Source organism: Ostreiculturibacter nitratireducens (assembly GCF_032670585.1).
Classification (GTDB): Bacteria; Pseudomonadota; Alphaproteobacteria; order Rhodobacterales; family Rhodobacteraceae; genus Ostreiculturibacter; species Ostreiculturibacter nitratireducens.
This window is the reverse complement of record NZ_JAVQHL010000003.1, coordinates 240,013-265,462: the sequence shown is the minus strand read 5'-3', so window position 1 is coordinate 265,462 and position 25,450 is coordinate 240,013. Positions and strand designations below refer to the sequence as shown.

General features: G+C 66.0%; 27 protein-coding genes, 1 tRNA gene and 1 pseudogene. 23 read left to right on the top strand and 6 right to left on the bottom strand.

Features of this window, described 5'->3' with window-relative positions; genetic code table 11:
- Positions 1-96: 96 nt before the first annotated feature.
- The 3 genes from ABCN56_RS15615 to ABCN56_RS15605 are packed head-to-tail and all read left to right on the top strand — an operon-like array spanning position 97 to position 2,355.
- A complete protein-coding gene (locus ABCN56_RS15615; protein ID WP_343081748.1) occupies positions 97-534 on the top strand; it encodes a PaaI family thioesterase in 438 nt (145 codons plus the stop codon).
- Positions 531-1,040, top strand: coding sequence for a PaaI family thioesterase (locus ABCN56_RS15610; protein ID WP_343081747.1), 510 nt, complete (start codon positions 531-533; stop codon positions 1,038-1,040). Before ABCN56_RS15615 ends, ABCN56_RS15610 begins: the two co-directional genes overlap by 4 nt.
- Positions 1,033-2,355 carry an MATE family efflux transporter gene (locus ABCN56_RS15605; RefSeq protein ID WP_343081746.1) on the top strand — a complete coding sequence of 441 codons (1,323 nt, stop codon included), beginning with the start codon at positions 1,033-1,035 and terminating at the stop codon, positions 2,353-2,355. The genes ABCN56_RS15610 and ABCN56_RS15605 overlap by 8 nt, the downstream gene beginning before the upstream one ends.
- A gap of 19 nt (positions 2,356-2,374) precedes the next feature.
- On the opposite strand, the gene arsC is transcribed toward ABCN56_RS15605, so the two are convergent.
- From arsC to ABCN56_RS15590, 3 genes are read right to left on the bottom strand one after another with little or no spacing between them, the layout of a single operon-like run.
- A complete protein-coding gene (gene arsC / locus ABCN56_RS15600) occupies positions 2,375-2,725 on the bottom strand; it encodes an arsenate reductase (glutaredoxin) (protein ID WP_343081745.1) in 351 nt (116 codons plus the stop codon).
- Positions 2,716-3,774: a quinone-dependent dihydroorotate dehydrogenase gene (locus ABCN56_RS15595; RefSeq protein WP_343081744.1), complete on the bottom strand. Its 1,059-nt coding sequence runs from the start codon at positions 3,772-3,774 to the stop codon at positions 2,716-2,718. Before ABCN56_RS15595 ends, arsC begins: the two co-directional genes overlap by 10 nt.
- Complete coding sequence (locus ABCN56_RS15590; protein ID WP_343081743.1) at positions 3,771-4,109, bottom strand: DUF952 domain-containing protein; 339 nt, start codon at positions 4,107-4,109, stop codon at positions 3,771-3,773. Before ABCN56_RS15590 ends, ABCN56_RS15595 begins: the two co-directional genes overlap by 4 nt.
- Positions 4,110-4,270: 161 nt before the next feature.
- Between ABCN56_RS15590 and ABCN56_RS15585 the strand changes: the two genes are divergently transcribed.
- The 15 genes from ABCN56_RS15585 (at position 4,271) to ABCN56_RS15515 (ending at position 19,378) form a co-directional block, all read left to right on the top strand.
- Positions 4,271-5,848: a bifunctional metallophosphatase/5'-nucleotidase gene (locus ABCN56_RS15585; protein ID WP_343081742.1), complete on the top strand. Its 1,578-nt coding sequence runs from the start codon at positions 4,271-4,273 to the stop codon at positions 5,846-5,848.
- 211 nt (positions 5,849-6,059) lie between these two features.
- Positions 6,060-6,317: a PepSY domain-containing protein gene (locus ABCN56_RS15580; RefSeq protein WP_343081741.1), complete on the top strand. Its 258-nt coding sequence runs from the start codon at positions 6,060-6,062 to the stop codon at positions 6,315-6,317.
- Positions 6,318-6,347: 30 nt separating this feature from the next.
- Complete coding sequence (locus ABCN56_RS15575; RefSeq protein ID WP_343081740.1) at positions 6,348-6,893, top strand: cytochrome b/b6 domain-containing protein; 546 nt, start codon at positions 6,348-6,350, stop codon at positions 6,891-6,893.
- A gap of 63 nt (positions 6,894-6,956) precedes the next feature.
- Positions 6,957-7,616 (top strand): SOS response-associated peptidase, encoded by a 660-nt coding sequence (locus ABCN56_RS15570; protein ID WP_343081739.1) that lies wholly within the window; start codon positions 6,957-6,959, stop codon positions 7,614-7,616.
- Between the two features lie 154 nt (positions 7,617-7,770).
- Positions 7,771-7,844, top strand: a tRNA-Gly gene (locus tag ABCN56_RS15565).
- Between the two features lie 101 nt (positions 7,845-7,945).
- On the top strand, positions 7,946-9,739 hold the full coding sequence (locus ABCN56_RS15560) for an ABC transporter transmembrane domain-containing protein (RefSeq protein WP_343081738.1): 1,794 nt from the start codon (positions 7,946-7,948) through the stop codon (positions 9,737-9,739).
- A gap of 34 nt (positions 9,740-9,773) precedes the next feature.
- Positions 9,774-10,301, top strand: coding sequence for a GNAT family N-acetyltransferase (locus tag ABCN56_RS15555; protein WP_343081737.1), 528 nt, complete (start codon positions 9,774-9,776; stop codon positions 10,299-10,301).
- Positions 10,302-10,411: 110 nt separating this feature from the next.
- Complete coding sequence (locus ABCN56_RS15550; RefSeq protein ID WP_343081736.1) at positions 10,412-12,307, top strand: acyl-CoA synthetase; 1,896 nt, start codon at positions 10,412-10,414, stop codon at positions 12,305-12,307.
- Positions 12,308-12,377: 70 nt separating this feature from the next.
- Positions 12,378-12,902, top strand: coding sequence for a hypothetical protein (locus ABCN56_RS15545; RefSeq protein WP_343081735.1), 525 nt, complete (start codon positions 12,378-12,380; stop codon positions 12,900-12,902).
- 45 nt (positions 12,903-12,947) lie between these two features.
- Complete coding sequence (locus tag ABCN56_RS15540; protein WP_343081734.1) at positions 12,948-13,856, top strand: LysR family transcriptional regulator; 909 nt, start codon at positions 12,948-12,950, stop codon at positions 13,854-13,856.
- Positions 13,857-13,984: 128 nt separating this feature from the next.
- Positions 13,985-15,145, top strand: a complete 1,161-nt coding sequence (locus ABCN56_RS15535) for an ABC transporter substrate-binding protein (protein WP_343081733.1) — start codon at positions 13,985-13,987, stop codon at positions 15,143-15,145.
- Positions 15,146-15,229: 84 nt separating this feature from the next.
- Entirely contained in the window at positions 15,230-16,213 is a 984-nt protein-coding gene (locus ABCN56_RS15530; RefSeq protein WP_343081732.1) for an ABC transporter ATP-binding protein, read from the top strand.
- Complete coding sequence (locus tag ABCN56_RS15525) at positions 16,210-17,139, top strand: ABC transporter permease (RefSeq protein WP_343081731.1); 930 nt, start codon at positions 16,210-16,212, stop codon at positions 17,137-17,139. The genes ABCN56_RS15530 and ABCN56_RS15525 overlap by 4 nt, the downstream gene beginning before the upstream one ends.
- A complete protein-coding gene (locus ABCN56_RS15520) occupies positions 17,129-17,935 on the top strand; it encodes an ABC transporter permease (RefSeq protein ID WP_343081730.1) in 807 nt (268 codons plus the stop codon). The genes ABCN56_RS15525 and ABCN56_RS15520 overlap by 11 nt, the downstream gene beginning before the upstream one ends.
- 18 nt (positions 17,936-17,953) lie before the next feature.
- Positions 17,954-19,378: a gamma-aminobutyraldehyde dehydrogenase gene (locus ABCN56_RS15515; protein WP_343081729.1), complete on the top strand. Its 1,425-nt coding sequence runs from the start codon at positions 17,954-17,956 to the stop codon at positions 19,376-19,378.
- A 74-nt stretch (positions 19,379-19,452) separates the two neighbouring features.
- On the opposite strand, the gene ABCN56_RS15510 is transcribed toward ABCN56_RS15515, so the two are convergent.
- Entirely contained in the window at positions 19,453-19,773 is a 321-nt protein-coding gene (locus ABCN56_RS15510) for a DUF6476 family protein (protein ID WP_343081728.1), read from the bottom strand.
- Here ABCN56_RS15510 and ABCN56_RS15505 point away from each other — a divergent pair.
- Both ABCN56_RS15505 and rpoH read left to right on the top strand, forming a co-directional pair.
- Positions 19,763-20,797: an RluA family pseudouridine synthase gene (locus ABCN56_RS15505; protein WP_343081727.1), complete on the top strand. Its 1,035-nt coding sequence runs from the start codon at positions 19,763-19,765 to the stop codon at positions 20,795-20,797. The two genes, ABCN56_RS15510 and ABCN56_RS15505, sit on opposite strands and share 11 nt — an antisense overlap.
- 164 nt (positions 20,798-20,961) lie before the next feature.
- On the top strand, positions 20,962-21,858 hold the full coding sequence (gene rpoH, locus ABCN56_RS15500) for an RNA polymerase sigma factor RpoH (RefSeq protein ID WP_343081726.1): 897 nt from the start codon (positions 20,962-20,964) through the stop codon (positions 21,856-21,858).
- A 107-nt stretch (positions 21,859-21,965) separates the two neighbouring features.
- Here rpoH and ABCN56_RS15495 read toward each other — a convergent pair whose 3' ends face one another.
- On the bottom strand, positions 21,966-22,664 hold the full coding sequence (locus ABCN56_RS15495; RefSeq protein ID WP_343081725.1) for a LysR substrate-binding domain-containing protein: 699 nt from the start codon (positions 22,662-22,664) through the stop codon (positions 21,966-21,968).
- A gap of 63 nt (positions 22,665-22,727) precedes the next feature.
- Positions 22,728-22,907, bottom strand: a pseudogene (locus tag ABCN56_RS19700) (LysR family transcriptional regulator); the annotation flags it as partial.
- Positions 22,908-23,046: 139 nt separating this feature from the next.
- On the opposite strand from ABCN56_RS19700, the gene ABCN56_RS15490 reads away from it, so the two are divergent.
- The 3 genes from ABCN56_RS15490 (at position 23,047) to ABCN56_RS15480 (ending at position 25,435) form a co-directional block, all read left to right on the top strand.
- Positions 23,047-23,673: a glutathione S-transferase family protein gene (locus ABCN56_RS15490; protein WP_343081724.1), complete on the top strand. Its 627-nt coding sequence runs from the start codon at positions 23,047-23,049 to the stop codon at positions 23,671-23,673.
- Positions 23,674-23,926: 253 nt separating this feature from the next.
- A complete protein-coding gene (locus tag ABCN56_RS15485) occupies positions 23,927-24,904 on the top strand; it encodes a Gfo/Idh/MocA family protein (RefSeq protein WP_343081723.1) in 978 nt (325 codons plus the stop codon).
- Positions 24,905-24,985: 81 nt separating this feature from the next.
- Positions 24,986-25,435: a host attachment protein gene (locus tag ABCN56_RS15480; RefSeq protein ID WP_343081722.1), complete on the top strand. Its 450-nt coding sequence runs from the start codon at positions 24,986-24,988 to the stop codon at positions 25,433-25,435.
- Positions 25,436-25,450 lie beyond the last annotated feature (15 nt).

The following is a 25,450-nucleotide window of genomic DNA, read 5'->3' as shown; positions in this document are numbered from 1 at the left end:
CAATTCCCCGTCAATCGGCGCCTTCCCCTTGCTAAGCGGCCGGCGTCGCGCCAGAAAAAGAACGCGATCGATTGGCGGCGAACGGGGGAACGGCACGTGGAAGACGAGCGGACGAAGGCGGCCCGCAAGTTCATCGAGGCGATCCCGCATTCCCGGGCCCTCGGCATGCAGCTGGAAGAACTCGGTGACGGGGTCGCGGTGATTTCCATGCCCTATGACCTCAGGCTCGTCGGCGACCCGCAGACCGGCGTGATTCACGGTGGCGCGGTCTCGGCGCTGATGGACACCTGCGGGGGCGCATCCGTGATGAGCCATCCGTCCGGGCCGAACGGCACGGCGACGATCGACCTCCGGATCGACTACATGCGCCCGGCGACGCCGGGCCAGAGGATCACGGCGCGCGCCGAATGCTACCATGTCACCCGTTCGGTGGCCTTCGTCCGCGCGACCGCGCATGACGAGGACGCCTCGCGGCCCGTCGCAACCGCGACCGGCGCCTTCACCGTCGAAGGCGCGAAGGAGATGAAGGAATGAGCCGCCCGCGCCCCGAGCCCGTGCAGATCGTGAAGCAGAGGCGCGACGCCGCGCTCCGCGCCCTCGTCCACGGGGTCCCCTACATCCAGTTCCTGGGCATCGAGTTCGACCGCAGGGGGGACGAGCTGACGGCAGTCCTGCCCTTCGACGACAAGCTCATCGGCAATCCGATCCTGCCCGCGATCCACGGCGGCGTCACGGCCGCCTTTCTGGAGGTAACCGCGATCATCGAACTGTCGTGGTCGCTCCTTTGGGAAGAGATGGAAACGGGCCGGCTCGACCTCGCGACGCTCGACCCGATGCACCTGCCTCGGCTGCCGAAGACCATCGACTTCACCGTGGACTACCTCCGCTCCGGGCTGCCGCGCGACGCTTATGCAAGGGCGCGCGTGAACCGTTCCGGCCGCCGCTACGCAAGCGTCCACGTGGAGGCCTGGCAGGACAACCGGTCCCGCCTGTTTGCGCAGGGCACCGGGCATTTCCTGATGCCGCGCAACGATGCGTGAGATAACGCACGCCCGCGTCCTGAGGATCGCGGGGCCCATCGTCCTTTCGAACGCGACGGTGCCGATCCTAGGCGCGGTGGATACCGGCGTCGTCGGCCAGCTGGGGGAGGCCGCTCCCATCGGCGCGGTGGGGATCGGCGCGGTGATCCTCACGACGATCTACTGGGCCTTCGGCTTTCTCCGGATGGGAACTTCGGGGCTCGTCGCGCAGGCGCATGGCGCCGGCGACGGACGGGAGACCGGCGCGATCTTGATGCGCGCGCTTCTCGTCGGCGGGGCGGCGGGGCTCCTGTTCATCCTCCTGCAACTCCCGCTTTTCGCCGCCGCCTTCGCGATCGCCCCGGCCTCCGAGGAGGTCGAGACGCTTGCACGCAGCTATCTCTCGATCCGCATCTGGGGAGCTCCGGCGACCATCGCGCTTTACGCCGTGACCGGCTGGCTCATCGCGATTGAACGGACGCGCGGCGTGCTGGTGCTGCAACTCTGGATGAACGGGCTTAACGTCGCGCTCGACATCTGGTTCGTGCTTGGCCTCGGCTGGGGGGTGGAGGGCGTCGCCATCGCCACCCTGATCGCGGAGTGGACGAGCCTCGCGCTCGGCCTCTGGCTCTGCCGCGCGGCCTTCGCGGGGGAGGAGTGGCACGACTGGGCGCGGATCTTCGACCGGGCGCGGATCGCCCGGATGATGCGCGTGAACGGCGACATCATGCTGCGGTCCGTACTCCTCCAAGGCAGCTTCACCGCCTTCATCTTCCTCGGCGCACATTTCGGCGACGTGACGCTTGCCGCCAACCAGGTGCTGATCCAGTTCCTCCAGATCACCGCCTACGCGCTCGACGGGTTCGCCTTCGCGGCGGAGTCGCTTGTCGGTCAGGCCGTGGGTGCGCGGGCGGCGATGCAGGTGCGGCGGGCCTCCGTCATGACCTCGCAATGGGGTGTCGGCGGCGCGGTGGTCCTGAGCCTCGGCTTCCTCGTCCTTGGGCCTCTGCTGATCGACCTCATGGCGAAGGCGCCCGAGGTGCAGTCCGCCGCGCGCCTCTACCTGCCCTGGATCGTCGCGGCGCCGGTGATCGGTATCGCCAGCTGGATGTTAGACGGCATCTTCATTGGCGCGACGATGACGCGGGACATGCGAAACGCGATGCTCGTTTCGGTCGCGATCTACGTCGTGGCGCTGGTGGCCCTGCTGCCGGTCTTCGGCAACCACGGGCTCTGGGCCGCGCTCATGGTGCTCAACTCGGCGCGCGGCGTGACGATGGCGCTGCGCTACCCGCGGGCGGAGAGACTGGCGGCAGCGGAGGCTTCGCCCGCCTGAACTCTGCACGGTCTCGAGTTCAGAGGATTTCCAGCACGGCCTCCGGCGGACGGCCGAGCGCCGCCTTGCCGTTCGCGAAGACCACTGGACGTTCGATCAGAACCGGATGCTCCGCCATCGCCGCGATGAGGGTGGCGTCGGGCGCGTCCTTCGTCAGGCCGAGGTCCCGGAAGGCCGCTTCCTTCGTCCGCACGAGCGCTATGGCCGGCTGGCCGAGAAGCTGAAGCGCCTCGGTGATCTCCTCGGCGCTGGGCTGGTCCTTGAGGTAGAGCCGCACCTCGGGCGCGATGCCGCGCGCCTCGAGAAGCGCGAGCGTCTCGCGCGATTTCGTGCAGCGCGGGTTGTGCCAGATCGTGACGGTCACAGCCATGCCTCCCTGCCGGAGCCCACCGCATCGGCGACCGAAGCGAAGCCGTCGCGGGCGAGGAGCGTATCAAGCCCCTTCGCGATGCGGGCCGCGAGCGACAGCCCGCCATAGACGAGGCCCGTGTAAAGCTGCACCGCCGTGGCCCCCGCACGGATCTTCGCATAGGCGTCCTCTGCCGAGGCAATGCCGCCCACGCCGACAATCGGCAGCCGGCCCTCGGTCATCGCGGACAGACGTGCCAGAACCCGCGTGGATTTCTGGAACAGGGGCGCGCCCGAAAGCCCTCCTGCCTCGCCGCGATGACGGCTCGCGAGGCCCTCGCGCGAGAGCGTCGTGTTGGTGGCGATCACGGCGTCGATGCCGGAGGTCAGCGCGATCTCCGCGATGTCGGCAAGCTCCGCCTCGGACAGGTCGGGCGATATCTTCAGGAAGACCGGGATTCGGCGTTCCAGACCGTCGCGCACGGACAGCACACCGGCAAGCAGACCGCTCAGCGCCTCCTTGCCCTGCAGGTCGCGCAGACGCTCCGTGTTCGGCGAGGACACGTTGACCGTGGCGAAGTCAACGTGCGGACCGCAGTGTGCCAGAACCGCGGCGAAATCGGCCGCGCGGTCGGTGCTGTCCTTGTTGGCGCCGAGGTTGAGGCCCACGGGGATGCCCTGCGGATGCCGCTCCAGGCGCGAGGCGATCGCCTCCATCCCCTCGTTGTTGAAGCCGAAGCGGTTGATCGCGGCGCGGTCCTCGGTCAGCCGGAAGAGGCGCGGGCGGGGGTTTCCGGGCTGCGGGCGGGGCGTCGCCGCGCCCACCTCGATGAAGCCGAAGCCCGCGCGCATCAATGGCGCGACGGCCTCCGCGTTCTTGTCGAAGCCCGCGGCAAGCCCCACGGGGTTCGGCAGCGACAGGCCGCAGAGCTTGGTCGCGAGACGCGGCGAGGTCACCGGGCCGGGCAACGGCACGAGGCCCATGCGCAGCGCGCGTATGGCGAGGCCATGCGCCTTTTCCGGATCGACACGACGCAGCGCGGCAAGGCCGAGTTGCTCGGGCAGGCTCATGGAACGCCCTCTGGAAAGATGTGGCCCGTGGCCCCGAGCGGCAGCGACTTGTCCCAGACGACCTCGTCGAGGCTGAGCGGCCGGTAGAGATGCGGAAAGAGCTGTCCGCCGCGCGACGGCTCCCACCGCAGCTCGGGACCGAGGCGCGTGCTGTCGAAGGCGACGAGGACGAGATCGCTTTCGCTGGCGAAGTGCTTCGCCGCGGTTTCCGTCACCTGCTGCGCGGTGGAGAAATGGATGAACCCGTCGGAAAGGTCGACGGGTGCGCCGAGGGTCTGGCCGGCGGCGCGGAACGCATCCCATTCGGGGCGGCGGAAGATCTTGTAGATCAGCATGGGCGTCACATGCCCGCTCCGGGCCCTTCGGTCAATCCCGGCCGCGCGGCGGTGCGTCATAGGTCTGTGACAACGTGCCGTTAGGTCACGGAAGCGCGGCCTTTGACTCAATGCGGAAGTGGCCGCAATCTATCGTCATCTGGCCCAGAAAGGAGTTTCCCATGAAGTCCCGGCTTCTTGCATCCGTCGGCGCACTGGCGCTTTCCGCCGGAGCCGCCTCGGCGGACTATTCCCTGACGATCCTGCACACGAATGATTTCCACGCGCGTTTCGAACAGATTTCGAGATTCGACTCGGCCTGTGGCGATGAGGACGCCGCCGAGGGCAAGTGCTTCGGCGGCACGGCACGGCTCGTGACCGCGATCAACGACGCCCGCGCACGCAGCAACAACAGCATCCTTCTCGATGGCGGCGACCAGTTCCAGGGCACGCTGTTCTACACCTACTACAAGGGCGCGGCCTCGGCCGAGTTCATGAACAAGATGGGCTATGACGCGATGACCGTGGGCAACCACGAATTCGACGACGGGCCGGAAACGCTCCGCGGCTTCATGGACACGGTGCAGTTCCCCATCCTCATGTCGAACGCCGACGTCTCGGCCGAGGGTCTGTTGTCGGGCGCGATCCAGAAATCCGTCGTCATCGAGCGCGGCGGAGAAAAGCTTGGCCTGATCGGCCTGACACCCGTCGACACGCCCGAGATATCCTCGCCGGGCAAGAACATCACCTTCACGGACCCGGTGGGGGCCGTTCAGGCAGAGGTCGATAAGCTGACGGCCGAGGGCGTGAACAAGATCATCGTGCTCAGCCATTCGGGCTACGAGGTGGACAAGCGCATCGCGGCAGAGGCGACGGGCGTCGACGTGATCGTGGGCGGGCACTCGCACACACTTCTGTCGAACACGGCCGAGAATGCCGCCGGTCCCTACCCGACGATGGTGGGCGCGACCGCGATCGTGCAGGCCTATGCCTATGGCAAGTTCCTGGGCGAGTTGAACGTCACGTTCAACGACGCGGGCGAAGTGACCGAGGCGACGGGCGAGCCGCTGATCCTCGACGCGGCCGTGGCGCAGGACGAGGCGACCTCGGCGCGGGTCCAGGAACTCGCGCAGCCCCTCGACGAGATCCGCCAGAAGGTCGTGGCCGAAAGCTCCGAGGAAATCGACGGCAGCCGCGAGAACTGCCGGGCGATGGAATGCGAAATGGGCAACCTCGTCGCCGACGCGATGCTCGACCGGGTCAAGGGTCAGGGCATCCAGATCGCGATCCAGAACGGCGGGGGTCTGCGCGCCTCCATTGACGCGGGTCCGGTCACGATGGGCGAGGTGCTGACGGTCCTGCCGTTCCAGAACACGCTGTCGACGTTCCACGTCAAGGGTTCGACGATCGTCGCGGCGCTCGAGAACGGCGTGAGCCAGGTCGAGGAGGGCGCCGGCCGCTTCCCGCAGGTCGCGGGCCTGTCGTTCGTCTGGGATCCGGCGGCCGAACCGGGCAGCCGCATCGTCTCTGTCAGCGTCATGGTGGACGGGCAGGCGCAGCCGATCGAGCCCGATACGGTCTATGGCGTCGTGTCGAACAACTTCGTCCGCAACGGCGGCGACGGCTACAGCATGTTCGCGACCGAGGCGACCGATGTCTATGACTTCGGCCCGGACCTCGCGGATGTGACGGCGGAATACCTGGCCGCGGCGGGCCCCTACACGCCCTATCTCGACGGCCGGATTTCGAAGAAGGAATAGTGGATAGATCCAGAAGGCCGCATCGGCCAGAGAAGGGCGCGCTGGACGGCGCGCCCTTTTTCCTTGGCGCATGGAACTCAAGTTACAGACGCCTAACCCTCGGTTTACGCGGCGCCGAATAAACCCTTGGTGCATGGTTGGCGCAGCGCGGAAGGGGCTAGGTCCGGGGCGTTGCCGGCATGTGGCCGGCGCGACCAAACGGAGTGACACAATGAAAAGACTTCTGATCGCCACCGCCTTCGCCGCCGTTGCCGTGCCCGCGCTTGCCGAGCCGAGCTGCGAAGCCACCGACGCCCCGGCGCCGGTTTGGGAAGCCATCAAGTCCTTCGAGGAGCAGGGCGGCCAGGTCGTGGCGTTCAAGATCAACGACGGCGGCTGCTACGAGATCTACGGCAAGGTCGATGGCGCCAAGTACGAGGTCTTCTTCGAGCCGAAGACGGGCGAAGAGATCGAGCGCATCGAAGACTGATCGATATTCCCTGGACAGAGGAGGCGCATCATGGCCGTTCCGAACGAATCGAAATCCGTCCGCGTCTGGGATCTCGGGGTGCGCCTCTTCCACTGGGCGCTGGTGACCTGCTTCGTCGCTGCGTATCTGATCGAGAGGCCGCGCGACCTGCATGAGGCATTCGGCTACGCCGTCGCGGGGCTGGTGGCGTTTCGCCTGGTCTGGGGGGTAATCGGCACGCGCCACGCGCGTTTCACCGATTTCGTCCCCGGCCCGCGCCGCTTTCTTGGATATCTCCGCGACATGATCCGCGGGGTGGAGGCGCGGTATCTGGGACACAACCCGGCGGGCGGCGCGATGATCATCGCGCTGCTGACGATCCTTGCGGGAATCTGCGCGACCGGCGTGATGATGGGCATGGACGCCTATTTCGGCGAGAGTTGGGTAGAAGAGGCCCATGAAGCTCTGGTCTCTGTCGCGCTGGCGCTCGTCGTCCTGCACGTCGCAGGCGTCGCGTTGTCGAGCCTGCGCCACGGGGAAAACCTCGTGCACGCCATGATCACCGGGCGCAAGGCGAAGGGCGAACACCGGGCCTGAACCGGGCGCTCGCGCCAATTCCCCCGGCTTGCGCGGGAAGCGGGGGAGGCTATCCTCCACCTCATGTGCGGACGTTTCGCGATCACACTGCCGCCCGAGGCGATGGCACGGCTATTCGAGGCCGTGCCGGGCAACGACGTGCCGGGGGGCGAAAGGTTCAACGTCTGCCCGACGCAGACGATCGCCGTCTGCACCGCCGGTAAGGGCGGGCGACGTCTTCGCGGGATGCGATGGGGGTTCCTGCCACACTGGTACAAGACACCGACGGATGGCCCCCTCCTGATCAACGCGCGGTCGGAAACGGTGGCGGACAAGCCGGCGTTCCGGGCGGCCTGCCGGGAGAGGCGCTGCCTTGTGCCCTCGGACGGGTTCTATGAATGGACGCGGGAGGAGGGCAAGCAGCCGTTGCCCTGGTTCATCCGCCGGGCGGATGGGGAGCCGATGGTCTTCGGCGGGATCTGGCAGGATTGGGAGAGGGAGGGCGAAAGCCTCACGACCTGCGCGATCGTGACCTGCGAGGCGGGCCCCGGCATGTCCTCAATCCACAACCGCGAGCCCCTGGTCCTCGAGAGGGAGGATTGGGGCAAGTGGCTCGGCGAGGAGGGAAAGGGTGCCGCCCTCCTGATGAAGCCCGCGGCGGAGGGGGTGCTGACCTGGCACCGGGTCGGGACAAAGGTGAATTCCAACCGCGCGGAGGGGGCGGGGCTGATCGAGCCCATCTGACGGCGGGCCGGGACATACGAAGCAAGGCAAGGCCCGGCGCAGAACGCCCGTCGGGTCGCGTCCGCACGGGACTTTCCGGACCGCTCCCGAAACCGAAAAAACGCGGCCGCGCTTTCTTGACCTGCGACCGAGTTTCGCTTACCTCAAGCCTCGTGCGGGTATGGTGAAATGGTATCATGAGAGCCTTCCAAGCTCCAGGTGCGGGTTCGATTCCCGCTACCCGCTCCAGCCTCCGAACCTTGAGTGTGATCGGCCGCTGCGCCAAAGCGCCGCTTGCCCTGACGTGCCACTGCCCCTAAACCCCTTCGGGACGTGGAAAAGGGGACGCCATGGCGCGAAGACCGGAAGTGGCTGGGAGCGAGGATAGAGCTTCGTCGAAGCGGGTGGGGGCGCTGCGCGCGCTGTTCCCGTTCGTTGCTCCCTATCGGAAGCTGGTCGTAGCCGCGGGCTTCGCGCTGACGCTGACCGCGACGATCAGCCTCGTCCTGCCGATGGCGGTCCGCCGCGTGGTCGACGGATTCGGCGCGGGGGCGGAACTCCTCGACCAGTATTTCGGGGCGGCGCTCGCGGTCGCGGCGCTTCTCGCGCTCGGGACCGGGCTTCGCTACTACCTCGTCACGCGGCTTGGCGAACGGGTCGTGGCGGACATCCGCCGCGCGGTCTTCGACCGGGTCATCGGCCTGTCGCCTGCCTTCTTCGAGAAGGTGATGACGGGCGAGGTGATCAGCCGCATCACGACCGACACGACGCTGATTCAGTCGGTCATCGGGTCCTCCGTCTCGGTCGCGCTCCGGAACGTGCTCATCCTCATCGGGGGCATGGCACTGATGCTCCTCACCTCGGCGAAGCTGACGGGGCTCGTCCTCCTGATCGTGCCGGCGGTGATCGTGCCGATCGTGGTGCTGGGGCGCCGGCTGCGTGCGCTGAGCCGCGAGAACCAGGACTGGATCGCGGCCTCCTCGGGCTCGGCATCGGAATCGCTTCTCGCTGTCCAGACGGTTCAGGCCTTCACCCATGAGGACGCGAGCCGGGAGAGCTTCGGCACGGTCACGGAGAAATCCTACGAAGCGGCTCGCAAGCGTGTTGGCACGCGGGCAGTGATGACGATCATCGTCATCTTCCTCGTCTTCGCGGGCGTCGTGGGTGTTCTATGGGTCGGCGCGCGGGACGTGCGGGAGAATGTCATGACGCCCGGCGAACTCGTGCAGTTCGTCATCTACGCGGTGATGGTCGCCGGCTCCGTGGGCGCCCTGTCGGAGATATGGGGCGAGCTTCAGCGCGCGGCGGGGGCGACGGAGCGGCTGGTGGAGCTTCTGTCGGCCGGGGACTCGGTCAACGACCCGGCGAAGCCCCTGGCGCTGCCCCGACCCGCGAAGGGCGAGATCGGGTTCGAGGGCGTCCGCTTTCACTACCCGGCGCGGCCGGAACATGCGGCCCTGGACGGTGTCGACCTGAAGGTAAAGGCGGGGGAAACCATCGCGCTCGTCGGCCCGTCGGGCGCGGGCAAGACCACCATCATCCAGCTTCTCCTGCGTTTCTACGACCCCGAGCAGGGCCGGGTCACGATCGACGGCATGGACCTTCGCGACCTGGCGCGGGACGATTTCCGCCGGGCGATCGCTCTCGTTCCGCAGGACCCGGTGATCTTCGCCGCCTCCGCGCGCGAAAACATCCGTTTCGGCAGACCCGAGGCGACGGACGCGGAGGTGGAGGAAGCCGCCAGGGCCGCCGCCGCGCACGAGTTCCTGACGTCCCTGCCGCAGGGCTACGACACCTATGTCGGCGAGCGTGGCGTGATGCTGTCGGGTGGCCAGAAGCAGCGCATCGCCATCGCGCGGGCGATCTTGCGCGACGCGCCGATCCTGCTTCTGGACGAGGCGACCTCGGCGCTCGATGCCGAAAGCGAGCGCGCGGTGCAGGAGGCGGTGGACCGGCTGTCCGCCGACCGGACGACGCTGATCGTCGCGCACCGCCTTGCCACGGTGAAGCGGGCTGACCGGATCGTGGTCTTCGATCACGGACGTATCGTCGCGGAAGGCACGCATGATGCGCTGGTCGCCGAGGGCGGGCTTTATGCGCGGCTCGCGCGGTTGCAGTTCACCGAGGGCCTGGCGGCGGAGTGATACAGGCCGCGCAGGCAGGGACGTTGGGGGCGGGATGATCATCAGGGACGCGGGGCCGGGCGACGCGGCGGCCATCGCTTCGATCTACAACGACGCCGTCATCAACACGACCGCGATCTGGAACGAGCGGACCGTGGATGACGCGAACCGGGCGGCATGGATCGCCGAGCGGCAGCGCGCCGGATACCCCGTCCTCGTAGCCGTCGACGACCGCGGAGAGGTCGTCGGATACGCCTCCTTCGGCGACTGGCGCGCCTTCGACGGTTATCGGCACACGGTCGAGAATTCCGTCTACGTCCGGAGCGACCGGCGTGGAGCCGGGATTGGCCGGACGCTTCTCGGGGCGCTCATCCCGCGGGGGCGGGCGCTGGGCAAGCACGCCATGATCGCCGGGATCGAGGCGAGCAACGAAGCCTCCATCCGGCTCCACGAGGCGCTGGGATTCGAAAGGGTCGGCCTGTTCAGGGAGGTCGGCACCAAGTTCGGGCGGTGGCTTGACCTCGTCTTTCTTGAACTGGTGCTGGATTCACGGAAAGAGCCGGAACTGCTGGAAGAGGAATGAGCCGCAGCGGTCCCGCCGCACCCCGGCGCAGGCTTGCGGGCCGGGCGGATTGACCGCATCCTTGCCGTAACGAACGCCCGTGCAAGGGGCGACGGGGGGAGGAGTGGTCAATGAGCAGATTCGCGAGCGTCGCGGACCGTGATGCGGTCGAGGACGAGATGCCCTGGGCGGAACGCCAGATTCCGCGCACGATCTACGAGTTTCTGACCTCGGTGCGCGACCGGCACGGGCAGCATCCGGCCGTGTCGTTCCAGATATTCTCGGCCCCCGATTCCCCGGCGGAGACACTGACCTGGAACGCGCTCCACGGCCGCGTGACGCAGGCGGCGAACCTCTTTCGCAAGCTTGGCGTGCGCGAAACGGATGTTGTCGCCTACCTCCTCCCGAACTCCACCGAAACGGTCGTGACGCTTCTGGCCGGTTCCGTCGCGGGGATCGTGAACCCCGTGAACCCGCTTCTGGAACCCGAACAGATCAGCGCGATCCTGCGCCAGACGAATGCCAAGGTCCTCGTGACGCTCAAGAGCTTTCCGAAGACCGACATCGCGCAGAAGGCCGCGGAAGCGGTGAAATTCGCGCCGAATGTGAGGGCCGTGGTCGAGGTGGACCTGAACCACTACCTGCCGGCGCCGAAGCGTTGGATCGTGCCGTTCCTGCGGCCGAAGAACCCGGTCGAGCACAGGGCGGACATCTACGACTTCAACGCTGAATGCGCGAAGATGCCGGCCGACCGGCTGACCTTCGAGGACAAGACGGAAGACCGTATCGCGGCCTATTTCCACACCGGCGGCACGACCGGCCTGCCGAAGATCGCGCTGCACCGCGCGTCGGGGATGATCTACAACGGCTGGCTGGGTGATCGGCTGCTTATCGACCGGGACGACGTGCTGATCTGTCCTCTGCCGCTTTTCCATGTCTTCGCGGCCTATCCGATCCTCATGTCCTGCCTCGCATCCGGCGCGCACATGGTGCTGCCGACACCAGCCGGCTACCGGGGTGAGGGGGTCTTCGACAATTTCTGGAAACTGATCGAGCGGTGGAAGGTGACGCTGCTCATCACCGTGCCGACGGCGATATCGGCCCTGATGCAGCGGCCGGTGGATGCGGACGTGTCCTCGCTCAAGACTGCGATCTCCGGTTCGGCGCCCTTGCCGGTCGAGCTTTACAACCGGTTCAAGGCCGCCACCGGCGTCGAGATCGCGGAGGGCTACGGGCTGACCGAGGCGACCTGCCTCGTCTCCCTCAATCCGGTGGAGGGGTTGAAGAAGGTGGGCTCCGTCGGGATCCCCGCGCCCTATACCGACGTGCGCATCCTCGCGCTTGACGGTGACGGGAGCGTCAAGCGGGAATGCGACGTCGACGAGGTGGGCGAGATCTGCATCGCGAGTCCGGGCGTCAACCTGGGCGGGACCTATCACGACCCCGACAAGAACCGCGGGCTGATCGCCGAGATGCGGTTCCTGAGGACGGGCGACCTCGGGCGGAAGGACTCGGACGGATACCTCTGGATCACCGGGCGCGCCAAGGACCTCATCATCCGGGGCGGTCACAACATCGACCCCGGCGAAATCGAGGAGGCGCTGGTGCGGCATCCGGCGGTGGCCTTCGCCGGCGCGATCGGCCAGCCCGACGCCTTCGCGGGCGAGTTGCCCTGCGCCTATGTCGAACTCGTGAAGGGGGCGACGGTCACGGTGGAGGAATTGATGGAGCACGCGCGCCACCACATCCACGAAAGGGCCGCGATCCCGAAGCATGTGGAGATCCTGCCCGAGCTTCCAAAGACGGCTGTGGGCAAGATCCTGAAGAACGAATTGCGGAAGCTCGCGATCCAGAGGGTCTACGACTCCGTCCTGACCGAGGCCGGGTTCGGCGCAAGGGTGGAAACCGTCTACGAGGACAAGAAGCGCGGCCTCGTCGCGCAACTGAGGCGCGCCGGCGAGGTGGACGAGAAGGCGCTGGGCGAGAAACTCGGTCACTTCACGCGGCCCTGGGAATGGGCGGAATAGTCCTTCGGGGTTGATCGCGCGGAACCGATCCGCGACACTTCAAGGCCCGGGGCCAGGGAAAGGACATGAGGTGAAGCGGCTCTTCAGGTTGATCGCTGCAGTCTGCGTTGCCTTGGCCCCTTTGGGCCTTAAGGCCGAAACGGTTTCGGAAATCGTCTTTCAATACAAGGCATGGGAAGTTCAGATCGTCGGCTTCGACGACGGCTCGATCGCCTGCGTCGCGCAGGTGCGGGAGGGAGGAGAAAGCTTTTCCATCTGGTCCGACGAACGTGAAATGGTTCGGCTCCAGTTCTACTCCGACATCTGGGAGTTCGACGGCGGATCCGCGGACCTGGAAATCCAGATCGATCGCCGTGCGCCATGGACGCTGACGAATGCAGAACTCTACATGCAAAGCGTTCTTTTCGACATCCCCGACACCGACGTTGGCCTTCGGTTCCTGGCCGAGGTGATGCGCGGCAATGTCCTCTACCTCAGGAACGACCGCGGCGACGATGTGCAGAGCTATTCGCTGGCGGGGTCCTCGGCGTCGATCCGGGCGCTGATCGACTGCGTGGACGTCCTGCAGGGCAATCCGAGCAATCCTTTCCAGTGACGAACCCGCTTTGAAAGCGCGCGTTCTTGGTGCCAGATAGGGGCCATGTCCTTCACGCTGCGCCAGCTTCAGTACTTCGTCGCGGTGGCCGAACACGGATCGGTCAGTCTCGCCGCGCAGAAACTCTCGATCTCGCAATCCGCGGTCACGGAGGCGCTGAAGCACCTCGAGGCGGACCTCGGCGTGAAGCTCTTCGACCGGCACGCGCGGGGACTTTCCACGACGCAGCAAGGGCACCAGTTCCTGCGGCATGCGAACGGCATCCTTGCCAGCGTCTCGGGCGCGCGCCGCGCGTTCGAGAAGCCGGGAGGGGCGCTGACGGGGAAGCTGCAACTGGGCGTCACCTCGCTGATGGCGGGTTATGTCATGTCCGACCTCCTCGCGAAGTTCCGGCGCGCCAACCCCGAGGTCGAGGTGACCGCGACGGAGGATACCGGGGAATACCTGGAACACCTGCTGATCGGCGGGGAACTTGACGTCGCGGTGATGGTGACGACCGCGCTGAGGGACCGGATGGCGCTTCAGACCGAGATCCTCGACGTCTCGCCCTACCGGCTCTGGCTGCCGCTGGGGCATCCGCTGGCCTCGCAGGAGAGCATCTCGCTGTCGGACGTCGCGCAGGAGAAGCTCATCGTCCTCACGCTCGACGAGATCGAGGAGGAGACGGTGAAGCTTCTGTCGGCCTTCGGGCGGCGGCCGCGGATCGCGTTCCGCACGCGGTCGGTCGAGGCGGTCCGAAGCCTAGTCGCGACGGGCGCGGGCGTGTCGCTTCTGCCGGATCTCGTCTACCGTCCCTGGTCGCTGGAAGGCGACCGGATCGAGTCCCGCGACGTTTCGGGCGCGCTGCCCGTGGTCCAGGTGGGAATCGTGTGGCGCAAGGGCTCCCCCCTGTCCCAGACGGCGCGGGATTTCATCGCGATTGCGCAGGCGCATCAGGCGCTTAGGGGGCGCTGAGGTAGAGGTATCGGTTTTTCCGATAATGTCTTTCTTCAATATGAAATTGCGAAGGCTTCCGGCGGGGCGCATCCTTCCCCCGGAAAAGGGCGGTCAACGCCCGCATTCGCACACGGGGAGCACATCAGATGACACATCGACTGAAATCCGGCTCGGCGCTTGCCCTGGTCATGGCCTTCGCGGGGCAGGTCGCACTTGCCCAGGTCACCGAGGTCGGGCCGGGCGAGGGGCAGGTGAACATCGTCGCCTGGCCGGGCTACATCGAACGCGGCGAAACCGACGCGGCCTTCGACTGGGTGACGAAGTTCGAGGAAGCCACGGGCTGCATGGTCAACGTCAAGACCGCCAACACCTCGGACGAGATGGTGGCGCTGATGAACGAGGGGGGCTTCGACCTCGTCACCGCCTCGGGCGACGCCTCGCTGAGGCTCATCGCCGGCAAGCGGGTGCAGCCGGTCAACGTCGACCTCATCCCGTCCTGGTCCACCGTCGACGACCGCCTGAAGGACGCGCCCTGGCACACCGTGGACGGGGTTCATTACGGCACGCCCTACATGTGGGGGCCGAACGTCCTGATGTACAACACGGACGCGTTCGCCGAGGCGCCCACGTCCTGGAACGTGGTCTTCGAGGAGATGACTCTGGCGGACGGGCAGTCCAACAAGGGCCGCGTGCAGGCCTATGACGGGCCGATCCACATTGCGGACGCCGCGCAGTACCTGATGTTTCACAAGCCGGAACTCGGCATCACCTCGCCCTACGAACTGAACGAGGATCAATATACCGCCGCGCTGGACCTCCTGCGTCAGCAGCGCCAGCTGGTGAGCCGCTACTGGCATGACGCCTTCATCCAGATGGACGACTTCAAGAACGAGGGCGTGGTGGCCTCCGGTTCCTGGCCGTTCCAGGTGAACCTCCTGAAGGCCGAGGGCCAGCCGATCGCATCGACGATCCCGCAGGAGGGCGCGACAGGCTGGGCGGACACGACGATGATGCACGTGGACGCGGCGAACCCGAACTGTTCCTACATGTGGATGGAACATACGCTGTCCTCGAACCTGCAATCCGACCTCTCGGTCTGGTTCGGCGCGGTTCCGTCGGTTCCGGCGGCCTGCTCCGACGGGCGCGGCATGCAGACCCAGGAGGGCTGTGATGCCAACGGTCTCGCCGATTTCGAGAAGATCCGGTTCTGGACCACGCCGGTGTCGAACTGCACCCAGGGCGATGGTGCCTGCGTGCCCTATTATCGCTGGGTCTCTGACTACATCGGCGTGATCGGCGGGCGCTGAATCGCCCTGAAACGGGGGCGGGCGACCCCGGGCCGATCGGTCCGGTGCCGCCCGCCCTGCGCCCCGGCTCCACTGGACAAGAACATGCCCGCCGCCGTCGAATTCCAGAAAGTATCCCGCCATTTCGGCCCCGTGCGCGCGGTCGACGCCGTGTCCGTCGAGATCGACGAAGGCGAGTTCTTCGCCATGCTCGGGCCGTCCGGGTCGGGCAAGACCACCTGCCTGAGGCTGATCGCCGGGTTCGAGCAGCCGACCTCGGGCGGGATCCGGATCTTCGGGGAGAGCATGACCGGCGTGCCGCCGTACCGGCGTGCGGTGAACACGGTTTTCCAGGATTACGCGCTCTTCCCGCACCTGAACGTCGTCGACAATGTCGCCTACGGCCTCAGGATCGCGGGCAAGGGCAGGGATGAGCGGCGACGCGAGGCCGAGGCGGCGCTGGAACTGGTGAAGCTGCCGGGATACGGCGACCGGAAGCCGGGGCAGCTTTCGGGCGGGCAGCGGCAGCGCGTGGCGCTGGCCCGCGCGCTGGTCATGAAGCCGCGGGTCCTTCTGCTGGACGAGCCTCTCGGCGCGCTCGACCTCAAGCTGCGGGAGCAGATGCAGGAAGAGTTGAAGGACCTGCAGAGAAAGGTCGGGATCACCTTCGTCTTCGTGACCCACGATCAGGGCGAGGCGCTTTCGATGGCCGACCGCGTGGCGGTTTTCAACGACGGCAGGATCGAGCAGGTCGGCACGCCGGAGGAAATCTACAACCGCCCGGCGAAGCCCTTCGTCGCGAATTTCGTCGGCTCCTCGAACGTCCTTGCGCCCGAGGTGACGGAACGGCTGACCGGACGGCGCGCGCATGCGAGCCTCAGGCCTGAGGCGGTGCGGATCGGCGGCGAGGGGCGCGCGGCGAAGGTTCTGGCGACCTCGTTCCTCGGAACGACGACTCGCGTGCATCTGGACATGGAGGGTGTGGACCTGACCGCGCTCCTCCCGCGTGGCGCGGGTGTCCCGCGTCAGGGCGAAGAGGTGCGGGTTTCCTGGGACGACGGCGACCTGCACCTGATGGAGGGAACATGAGCGCGCGGGCGACCTCCGGCCCGCTCGCGCGGGCATCGGATGCGCTATGGAGGCGGCCGCGGTTTCTCCTTGCGCTGCTGCTCCTGCCGCCGGCCCTGTGGCTCGGCGTCATCTACCTCGGATCGCTCTTCGCGCTGCTCGCGCAATCGTTCTTCTCGATCGACGAGTTCTCGGGCCTCATAAGGTACGAGTTCACGCTGAAGACCTACGGCGAACTCTTCACGCCCGCGAACCTCGACATCATCGTGCGCACCGTGACGATGGCGGCAATGGTGACGCTGGCGGCGGCCGTGGTCGGCTTCCCCATCGCCTATTTCGCGGCGCGGTATGCGCGCGGGGCCTGGAAGGCGGTGTTCTACCTCGGCGTCATGCTGCCCCTGTGGTCGAGCTATCTCGTAAAGGTCTATTCCTGGAAGCTGATCCTCGCGAAGGAGGGAATCCTCAGCTGGGCGCTGACGAAGCTGCACCTGATGTGGCTCCTGGACGCCTACCTCGCGCTGCCGGTGGTCGGGGGAAACTCGCTGTCCACGAGCCTGACGGGAACGTTCCTCGTCTTCCTCTATGTATGGATGCCGTTCATGATCCTGCCGATCCAGGCGTCGCTGGAGCGGGTCCCGCTGTCGATGCTGGAGGCGTCCGGCGATCTCGGCGCGCATCCGGCGCAAACTTTCCGCTACGTCCTCTTGCCGCTCGCCATGCCGGGAGTGATCGCGGGGTCGATCTTCACCTTCTCGCTGACCTTGGGCGATTACATCATCCCCCAGATCATCGGCACCTCGGCGCGGTTCATCGGGCAGGCGGTCTACCAGCACCAGGGAACGGCGGGGAACATCCCGCTGGCCGCGGCCTTCGCGGTCGTGCCGATCATCATCATGGGCTTCTACCTCTGGTGGGCCAAGCGGCAGGGAGCCTTCGATGCACTCTGATCGCGCGCCCCTCTGGCTGAAGATCGCCGCCGCCGCGGGGCTTCTGTTCCTGCACGTGCCGATCCTGCTGATCTTCGCCTATGCCTTCACGACCGAGGACAAGAGCTATCAGTGGCCGCCGCCGGGGCTGACGCTGCAATGGTTCGGCGTCACCTGGAACCGGCCCGACGTGTGGGAGGCCCTGTCGCTCTCGGTCCGGGTCGCGGCGGTTTCCACGGTAATCGCGCTGATCCTCGGCACGCTCTGCGCCGCCGCGATGGCGCGGTTCCGCTTCTTCGGGCGGGAGGCGATCTCGCTCCTCGTGATCCTGCCGATCGCGCTGCCGGGGATCATCACCGGGATCTCGCTGCGCTCGGCCTTCAACCTCGGCGGCATCCCGTTCAGCTTCTGGACCATCGTGCTTGGCCACGCGACCTTCTGCATCGTCGTCGTCTACAACAACGCGGTGGCGCGGTTCCGGCGGACTTCGTCGAGCCTTGTCGAGGCGTCCATGGACCTCGGCGCGAACGGGTTCCAGACCTTCGCGCACGTGATCCTGCCGAACATCTCGACCGCGCTTCTGGCCGGGGGGATGCTCGCCTTCGCGCTGTCCTTCGACGAGGTGATCGTGACGACCTTCACGGCGGGCCAGCAGCAGACGCTGCCGATCTGGATGCTCGAGGAACTGGTGCGGCCGCGGCAGCGGCCGGTGACGAACGTCGTGGCGATGGTGGTGGTGCTGGTCACCTTCCTGCCCATCCTCGCCGCCTATTACCTGACCCGAGGGACGGAAACCGTCGCCGGGCAGGGCAAGTGATCGAAAGGGAGGTTTCCAATGAACACGGAAATGCTGATCGGCGGCTCCTTCGAGAAGGGGACCGAGACCGAGGAGAAGGTGCTGAACCCGAGGACCGGCGAGGCGATCGTCGCCATGCCGGAGGCGAACGCGGGGCAGATCGACAAGGCCGTTGCCGCGGCGCGCAAGGCCTTCGGGGGCTGGTCGCGGACGACGCCGGCGGAGCGGTCGGCATGCCTTCTGAAGATCGCGGACCGGATCGAGGCCGAGGCGGAGGGCTTCGCCACGCTCGAGGCGCTGAACACCGGCAAGCCCATCAACGCGGCGCTGAATGACGAAATCCCGGCGATCGTGGATTGCTTCCGCTACTTCGCCGGGGCGGTCCGGAACATGCACGGGGCCGTCGCGGGGGAATACATGGAGGGGCATACCTCGATGATCCGGCGCGATCCGATCGGGGTCGTCGCCTCCATCGCGCCCTGGAACTATCCCCTGATGATGATGGCCTGGAAGCTCGCCCCGGCGATCGCGGGCGGCAATACCATCGTGATGAAGCCGTCCGAGCAGACGCCGCTCACGGCGCTGAAGCTCGCGAGGATCCTCGCGGACGTGCTGCCCGAGGGCGTTGTCAACGTGATCGTCGGGCAGGGCGGCTCGGTCGGCAACACGCTCGTCAACCATCCGGGCGTCGACATGATCTCCCTGACCGGGGACGTTGCGACGGGGAAGAAGATGCTGCTTGCCGCGTCGAAGACGGTGAAGCGGACGCATCTGGAACTGGGAGGCAAGGCGCCCGTCGTCGTCTTCGACGACGCCGATATCGGTCGCGTCGTGGAGGGCTTGCGCGCGTTTTCCTTCTACAACGCGGGGCAGGACTGCACGGCGGCCTGCCGCGTCTACGCGGGGGCGAAGGTCTACGACAACCTCGTGGCTGACCTGACCGCCGCTGCCTCCTCCATCGCCTATGCGCAGTCCGACGACACGATGAACGAGATCCCGCCGTTGATCTCCCAGCGCCAGCGCGACCGGGTGGCGAGCTTCGTGCAACGGGCGTCCGAACTGAACCATGTCGAGATCACGACAGGCGGGTCGGTGCATGAGGGGCCGGGCTTCTACTACCAGCCGACGGTCGTCGCGGGCGCGCAGCAGACGGACGAAATCGTGCGGCGCGAGGTCTTCGGGCCCGTCGTCTCCGTCACGCGGTTCGCCGATGTCGACGAGGCGGTGGCCTGGGCGAACGACAGCGACTACGGCCTCGCCTCCTCGGTCTGGACGAAGGACGTTGGCCGGGCCCTGGAGACGGCCGCGCGGCTGCAGTACGGCTGCACCTGGATCAACACGCACTTCATGCTGGTCAACGAGATGCCGCACGGCGGGCTGAAGCAATCGGGCTACGGCAAGGACATGTCGATGTACGCACTGGAGGACTACACGGCAGTCCGCCACGTCATGATCGCGCATTGAGGCGTCTGCCCGGCGGGCGCGATCAGCCGGCGGTCTGAGGGCGCGAGCGGGCAGGATGCAAGGCTGCGGAAAGCCTAGTTGCCGACCGGAACGCGCTGGCGCAGGGCGCCGGTGCGCGCGTCGAAGATCAGGATCTCGTCACCTTCTCCGGTGACCACGGCATACCAGCCCTTCCCGAACGTGACGGCGGAGGCGGTTTCGCCCTCGGGCAGGGTGATCTCTGCCGGAAGCTCCGGCCTCGCCTCCATCGCGGCGGGGAAGCGGATGACAATCAGCGTGACGATCGCTATGAGGCCGAGGATCATGGTCCCCGCGAGCGTGGCGACCAGTATCTTGAGGAAGCGCAGGTCGGGCGGAAGTTCCGGCTCCTGCTGGGGATCGTCGGTGTCGGACAAGGAAAATCGTATCCTTCGCGTCGTGATCGGGGAGGCCCCGCCTGAACGCCTTGATAAGGCGCTGGCGCGCGATGTGCCAGAGGAGGCGGCCCTGTCGCGGTCGCGGATCGCGAAGCTTCTGGCGGAAGGCGCTGTCTCGCGCGAGGGCGTGACCGTGACCGATGCCAAGGCGCGTGTCGCCGAAGGCGAGGTATTCGAGATCGCGCTGGGCGCCCCGGAACCGGTGGAGACGGCGGCGGAGAATATTCCGCTGAACGTCGTCTGGGAGGATGGCGACCTCATCGTGATCGACAAGCCGGCGGGAATGGTCGTCCACCCCGCGCCGGGTTCAAGGGAAGGGACGCTCGTCAACGCGCTCCTGCACCATTGCGGCGCGAGCCTTTCAGGGATCGGCGGGGAGCTTCGCCCAGGCATCGTGCACCGGATCGACAAGGAAACATCGGGTCTTCTGGTCGTCGCGAAGTCGGACCGGGCACACCACGGGCTCGCCGCGCAGTTCGAGGCGCATACCGTCACGCGCCATTACTACGCCGTGGTGCACGGCGTGCCGGACGCCGCCGATCCGAGGCTCCACGGCGTCCGCGGCGTGAGCTTCGAGCCGGGAGGCGTGATCCGCATCGCCACCGGGATCGGGCGGCATCGGACGGATCGGCAGAGGCAGGCCGTGACATTCGAGGGCGGGCGGCACGCCGTGACGCGGGTGAAGGTGCTGGAAGGTTTCGGCCATCCGCCCGCCGCCGCGCTGGTCGAATGCTGGCTTGAAACCGGGCGGACGCACCAGATCCGGGTGCACCTCGCGCACTGCGGCCACGGGCTGATCGGAGACCCGGTCTATGGCGGGCGGCGGAAGCTTTCGCCCGCTGCCGTGGGCGAGCGCGGCGCGGAAGCCGCCGCCGCCTTCCCGCGCCAGGCGCTGCACGCCGCGACCCTGGGTTTCACCCATCCCGTGACGGGCGAGCGGCTGGACTTCGCCTCCCCCCTGCCGGCCGACATGGAGGCGCTTCTGGCTGCTCTCAGGGGCTGATCGCGGCCTCTGACATCTGCGTGATGGAATTGACACAAAGGTGGCAGTGCGACCGGGCAATGTTCATGTAACGTTCAAAAGTCGGGTCTAGAGCTGCGCTCTTGTGCGGGCGCCGCCGATATAATACGTTCGGTGGTCCTCGACCGACCAGGAGGGGGTCAGAGATGAGCACGTATACGAATCTTCCAGCACCGAGCCCTGAACAGGGCCTCAACCGGTATCTGCAGGAAATCCGGAAGTTCCCGCTTCTGGAGCCTGAAGAGGAATACATGCTGGCCAAGCGCTGGGTGGATCATCACGACGCCGAGGCTGCGCATCAGCTTGTGACGTCGCACCTCAGGCTCGCGGCGAAGATCGCCATGGGCTACCGCGGCTACGGCCTTCCGCAGGCGGAAGTGATTTCGGAGGCCAATGTCGGCCTCATGCAGGCGGTCAAGCGCTTCGATCCGGAGAAGGGGTTCCGGCTTGCCACCTACGCGATGTGGTGGATCCGCGCCTCAATCCAGGAATACATCCTGAGGTCCTGGAGCCTCGTGAAGCTCGGCACGACCTCTGCGCAGAAGAAGCTGTTCTTCAACCTCCGCAAGGCGAAGTCGAAGATCGGCGCGCTGGAGGAAGGGGACCTTCGCCCCGAGAACGTGGCGAGGATCGCCCATGACCTGAACGTCACCGAGGACGAGGTCATCGACATGAACCGCCGCCTGTCGGGCGGGGACGCCTCGCTCAACGCCACGATCGGCGTGGAAGGCGACAGCTCGACGCAGTGGCAGGACTGGCTCGAGGACGAGGATGCCGACCAGGCGGAGGCCTTCGCGGAGAAGGACGAGCTCGAAGCGCGGCGCGAGATGCTGATCGCCGCGATGGACGTCCTCAACGACCGCGAGAAGGACATCCTGATCCAGCGGCGCCTGAAGGAAGACCCCGTGACGCTCGAGGAGCTTTCCGGCCAGTATGACGTCAGCCGGGAACGCATCCGGCAGATCGAGGTCCGCGCCTTCGAGAAACTCCAGGACCGTATGCGGGAACTGGCGAAGGACAAGGGGATGCTGGTCCCGGCCTGAGGACCGGTCAGATCGATTTGCGAAAAGGCGGCGCGGGTTTCCCGCGCCGTTGTGCTTTTTGGATGACTGGAATCCGTCTTGGCCCGGTTCGCGGACGAAGCAAACAGTCATGGGGCTGTCAGCAAGAAGTCCGAAACATCCTGCCGATACTTCCTGGCCTTGTCCAAGACCCAGTCCACGAAGTCGGCCCCGACATCCGTCCGAGGCTTGTTGGCAACCCAAATCAGTCGATAGGAGAACTGCGTTTCGCAGCGCAGTGCCGGACCGAATGGTGCGACAAGCAGACCAGCACGCATGGCATTGAATGCCTCAACGAGGCCGGAAAGCACAAGGCCCTGGCCCTCGATTGCCGACTTGAGGCCGGAACTGAAGCTTGAGTACCTGACGCCGGATCGTAGGCCCGCCGGTTCGAAGCCAAATGCCGCTCCCCAACCGTCAAAGCCGACCCAACCGGGGTCACTCGTGCGGTTATCGACATGAATGAGCGGAATGCCTTCAAGCGTACGACGGTCCGGGTGAATCGGATGACGCTTCAGGAACTCCGGGGAGCAGACTGGCAGAACAGCATCGTCGAACAGGAGCACTTCCTGCAGGGGTGGAGTGGTCGCGCGACCAAATCGAATTGCGAAGTCGAAGCCTTCCGTCACCAAGTCGACATCGCGGTTCGAGGCGTCCAGCCGCAGATCGATTTCCTCATGGCGACGATAGAACTCCCAGATAGAGGGCGCGAGCCAGTGCTCGGCAAACGAAGCGGGCAACGTGACGGAAAGTCGGCGTTCCGGGTCAGCGAGTGTGAGTTGTGCCATTGCCGCCGACAACGCTGACATTCCGGTATGCAGGAGAGCCTCTGCTCTCATGGCGTCGTCAGTAGGCACAACACCAGATCTTGTCCGTCGGAAAAGCTCGCGTCCCAGATACTCCTCCAAGGACCTGACCCTTTGGCCAACCGCAGCAGGAGTGACCCCGAGCTCTTCCGCAGCGCCGGAGAAACTCTTGTGCCGCAGTGATGCTTCAAGTGCCCGAAGCGCGTTCAAATGGGTTAACCGCATGACTGTAAAATAAAGGAAAGCTTTATCTACAACAAAGCAAATCTGCCGTGCATTGAGCGCAGGATCAGGGAAACATGGTTCAATCAGACATCAGCTTCGGCTTGCTGCCTGCGACGCTAAAGATTTCGAAAGGAAAGTTATGTACGTATTGCATTGGGAATACATGGCCGGTTCAATCGTAGCCCAGGCCTTGTTGGAGGAAATGGGTGCGCCCTATAGAATGAAGCATGTCGATATGGCAGCAGGCGAGCACAAGACGCCTGCATATCGGCGGCTAAACCCAGCGGCCCGAGTGCCGGCTCTGACGCTTCCGGACGGACGAACCATTGGGGAATCGGCAGCCATAGTTGTTGTCTTGGGCGAAAGTTCTCCGGCGTCAGGCCTTCTCCCTCAGCCTGGCACCTCCGATAGATCCGTTTTCTTCTTTTGGCTGAACGTCATGGCGACCTCCGGGTACATGACGGTTGCCCGAAAAGGGCATCCTGAGAGGTATGCCTTCGATGAAAGCGCCATCGCCCAAGTCGAACGAAGGGCGGCCGAGGACCTCGCTGCCTTCTTCGACGTGATGGAAGATGCAATCGAAGGAGACGGCACCTTCTTGGCATCTGGCCAATCGGCGCTCGATCTATATCTCGCGATGCTTACGGAGTGGTCCGAAGATAAGGATAAGTTGTTTGGAGGTCGCCCTTCCTTGGCCAAGCTGTCGAACGAAGTGTGCCTTAGACCGGGGTATCAGGCTGCCATGCGAACCCACCGTTTGAATTAGGCCGATCCGTGCCGACTGTCTTTGGTGGGCCAACGTCCTACGGAAGTCGAAAGCGCGTCGCACGCGCAGAGGTGTCCGCTACGGGCCCTGAACGGAACAACATGAATTCCCGATCCGGCCCTCTATCCACGCTCGCCGCATTGGCGGGTGCGCTCCGACCTTCGGTTGGGAAATCTTGGCCGGATGAAGGTGGGAAGATTGCGCCAGGCGGATGGCGGGCCTAACCTTCCGGCCATCAATTCGGGAGGACATCATGAAAGCGGTCAACTGGGGCGTCCTCGGCGCCGCGAACTTCGCGCTGCAGCACATGGCGCGGGCGATCCACGAGGCGGACGGGGCACGGTTCCATTCCCTGGCAACAGGCACGGCGGCCAAGGCGGAGCCGTTCCGGGCCTTCGCGCCCGATCTGAAGGTTCACGGCAGCTATGAAGCGCTTCTGGCCGATCCCGAGGTGGAGGCGGTCTACATTCCTCTGCCGAACACGCTTCACGTCGAATGGACGCGGAAGGCGATGGAGGCGGGCAAGCACGTCCTGACCGAAAAGCCGATCGCGATGAAGGCGGCGGAGATCGACGATCTCATCGCGCTGCGCGACAAGACCGGGCTGATGGCGACCGAAGCCTACATGATCGTGCACCACCCGCAGTGGAAGCGCTGCCGGGAGCTTGTGCGGGAAGGCGCGATCGGGCGCATCCTGCACGCCGACGCGGCGTTCAGCTACGACAACCGCGACGATCCCGGCAACATCCGCAACCGGCCGGAAACGGGCGGCGGCTCGATCCCCGATATCGGGGTCTACGCCTATGGCTCGGTGCGCTGGGTCACGGGCGCGGAGCCGGTGAGCCTGTCGTCGAAGATCGTGCGGGAGAACGACGTCGACGTCTTCGCGCAGGTCATCGGCGAGATGGAGGGTCCAGGGGGACGGTTCACCTATGGCGCCATGACCTCGATGCGGCTCTTCCCGAGGCAGGAGGTCGTGTTCCAGGGCGCGACTGGGCTCATCCGCATGACGGCGCCATTCAACGCGGGGCTTTTCGGCGAGGCGCAGCTGCACATGTTCCGGGCCGGCAAGGGCGATCACGTGGAGCGGTTCCCGGGCGCGCGGCAATACAGGCTGCAGGTCGAGGCTTTCGGCCGGGCGGTCCGCGAGGGCGCAGACTATCCGTGGAGCCTCGAGGACGCGCGAGGAACACAGGCGATGATCGACAAGGTTTTCGCCGCAGCCGGCTGAGCCACCGTTTGAGGCAGGTCAAGGTCCGCCCGATGCGGATCGGCGACACTTGTTTTGAGTATTCCAGGAGGGAAATGCGAAATGAAACCTGTCCGCACATTGATTGTCGTCGCCGACGAGGAAGCCGCGCGGTTCCTGATCAACGAGGGCGTCGGCAAGGGGCTTCAGGAAATCTGCGTCGTGTCCATCTCGCAGCTTGACGAGGGAACGCTTGAATTTGCCGACCGGCCGGGCCGTTCCTCTGCCGGTTCGAAGGTCGTCGGGCGTCATGGCATGGACCCGCGGACCGATCTGGAGGAGAACAACCGCGCCAAGTTCGCAAGCCACGTGATCGAGGCGCTGGACCAGGAATGGAAGGCGGCGAAGGCCGACCGTCTTGTCGTCGCGGCGCCGCCCAAGATGCTGGGCGAACTCAGGTCGAGGCTGTCCGGCGCGCCCGCTGCAGCACTTGCCGGCGACCTCGCGAAGGATCTGGTGAACGTGCCGCTCAACGACCTGCCGGGGCATTTCGCGGATATTCTTGCGGTTTGAAGCTGCCAGCCGTGG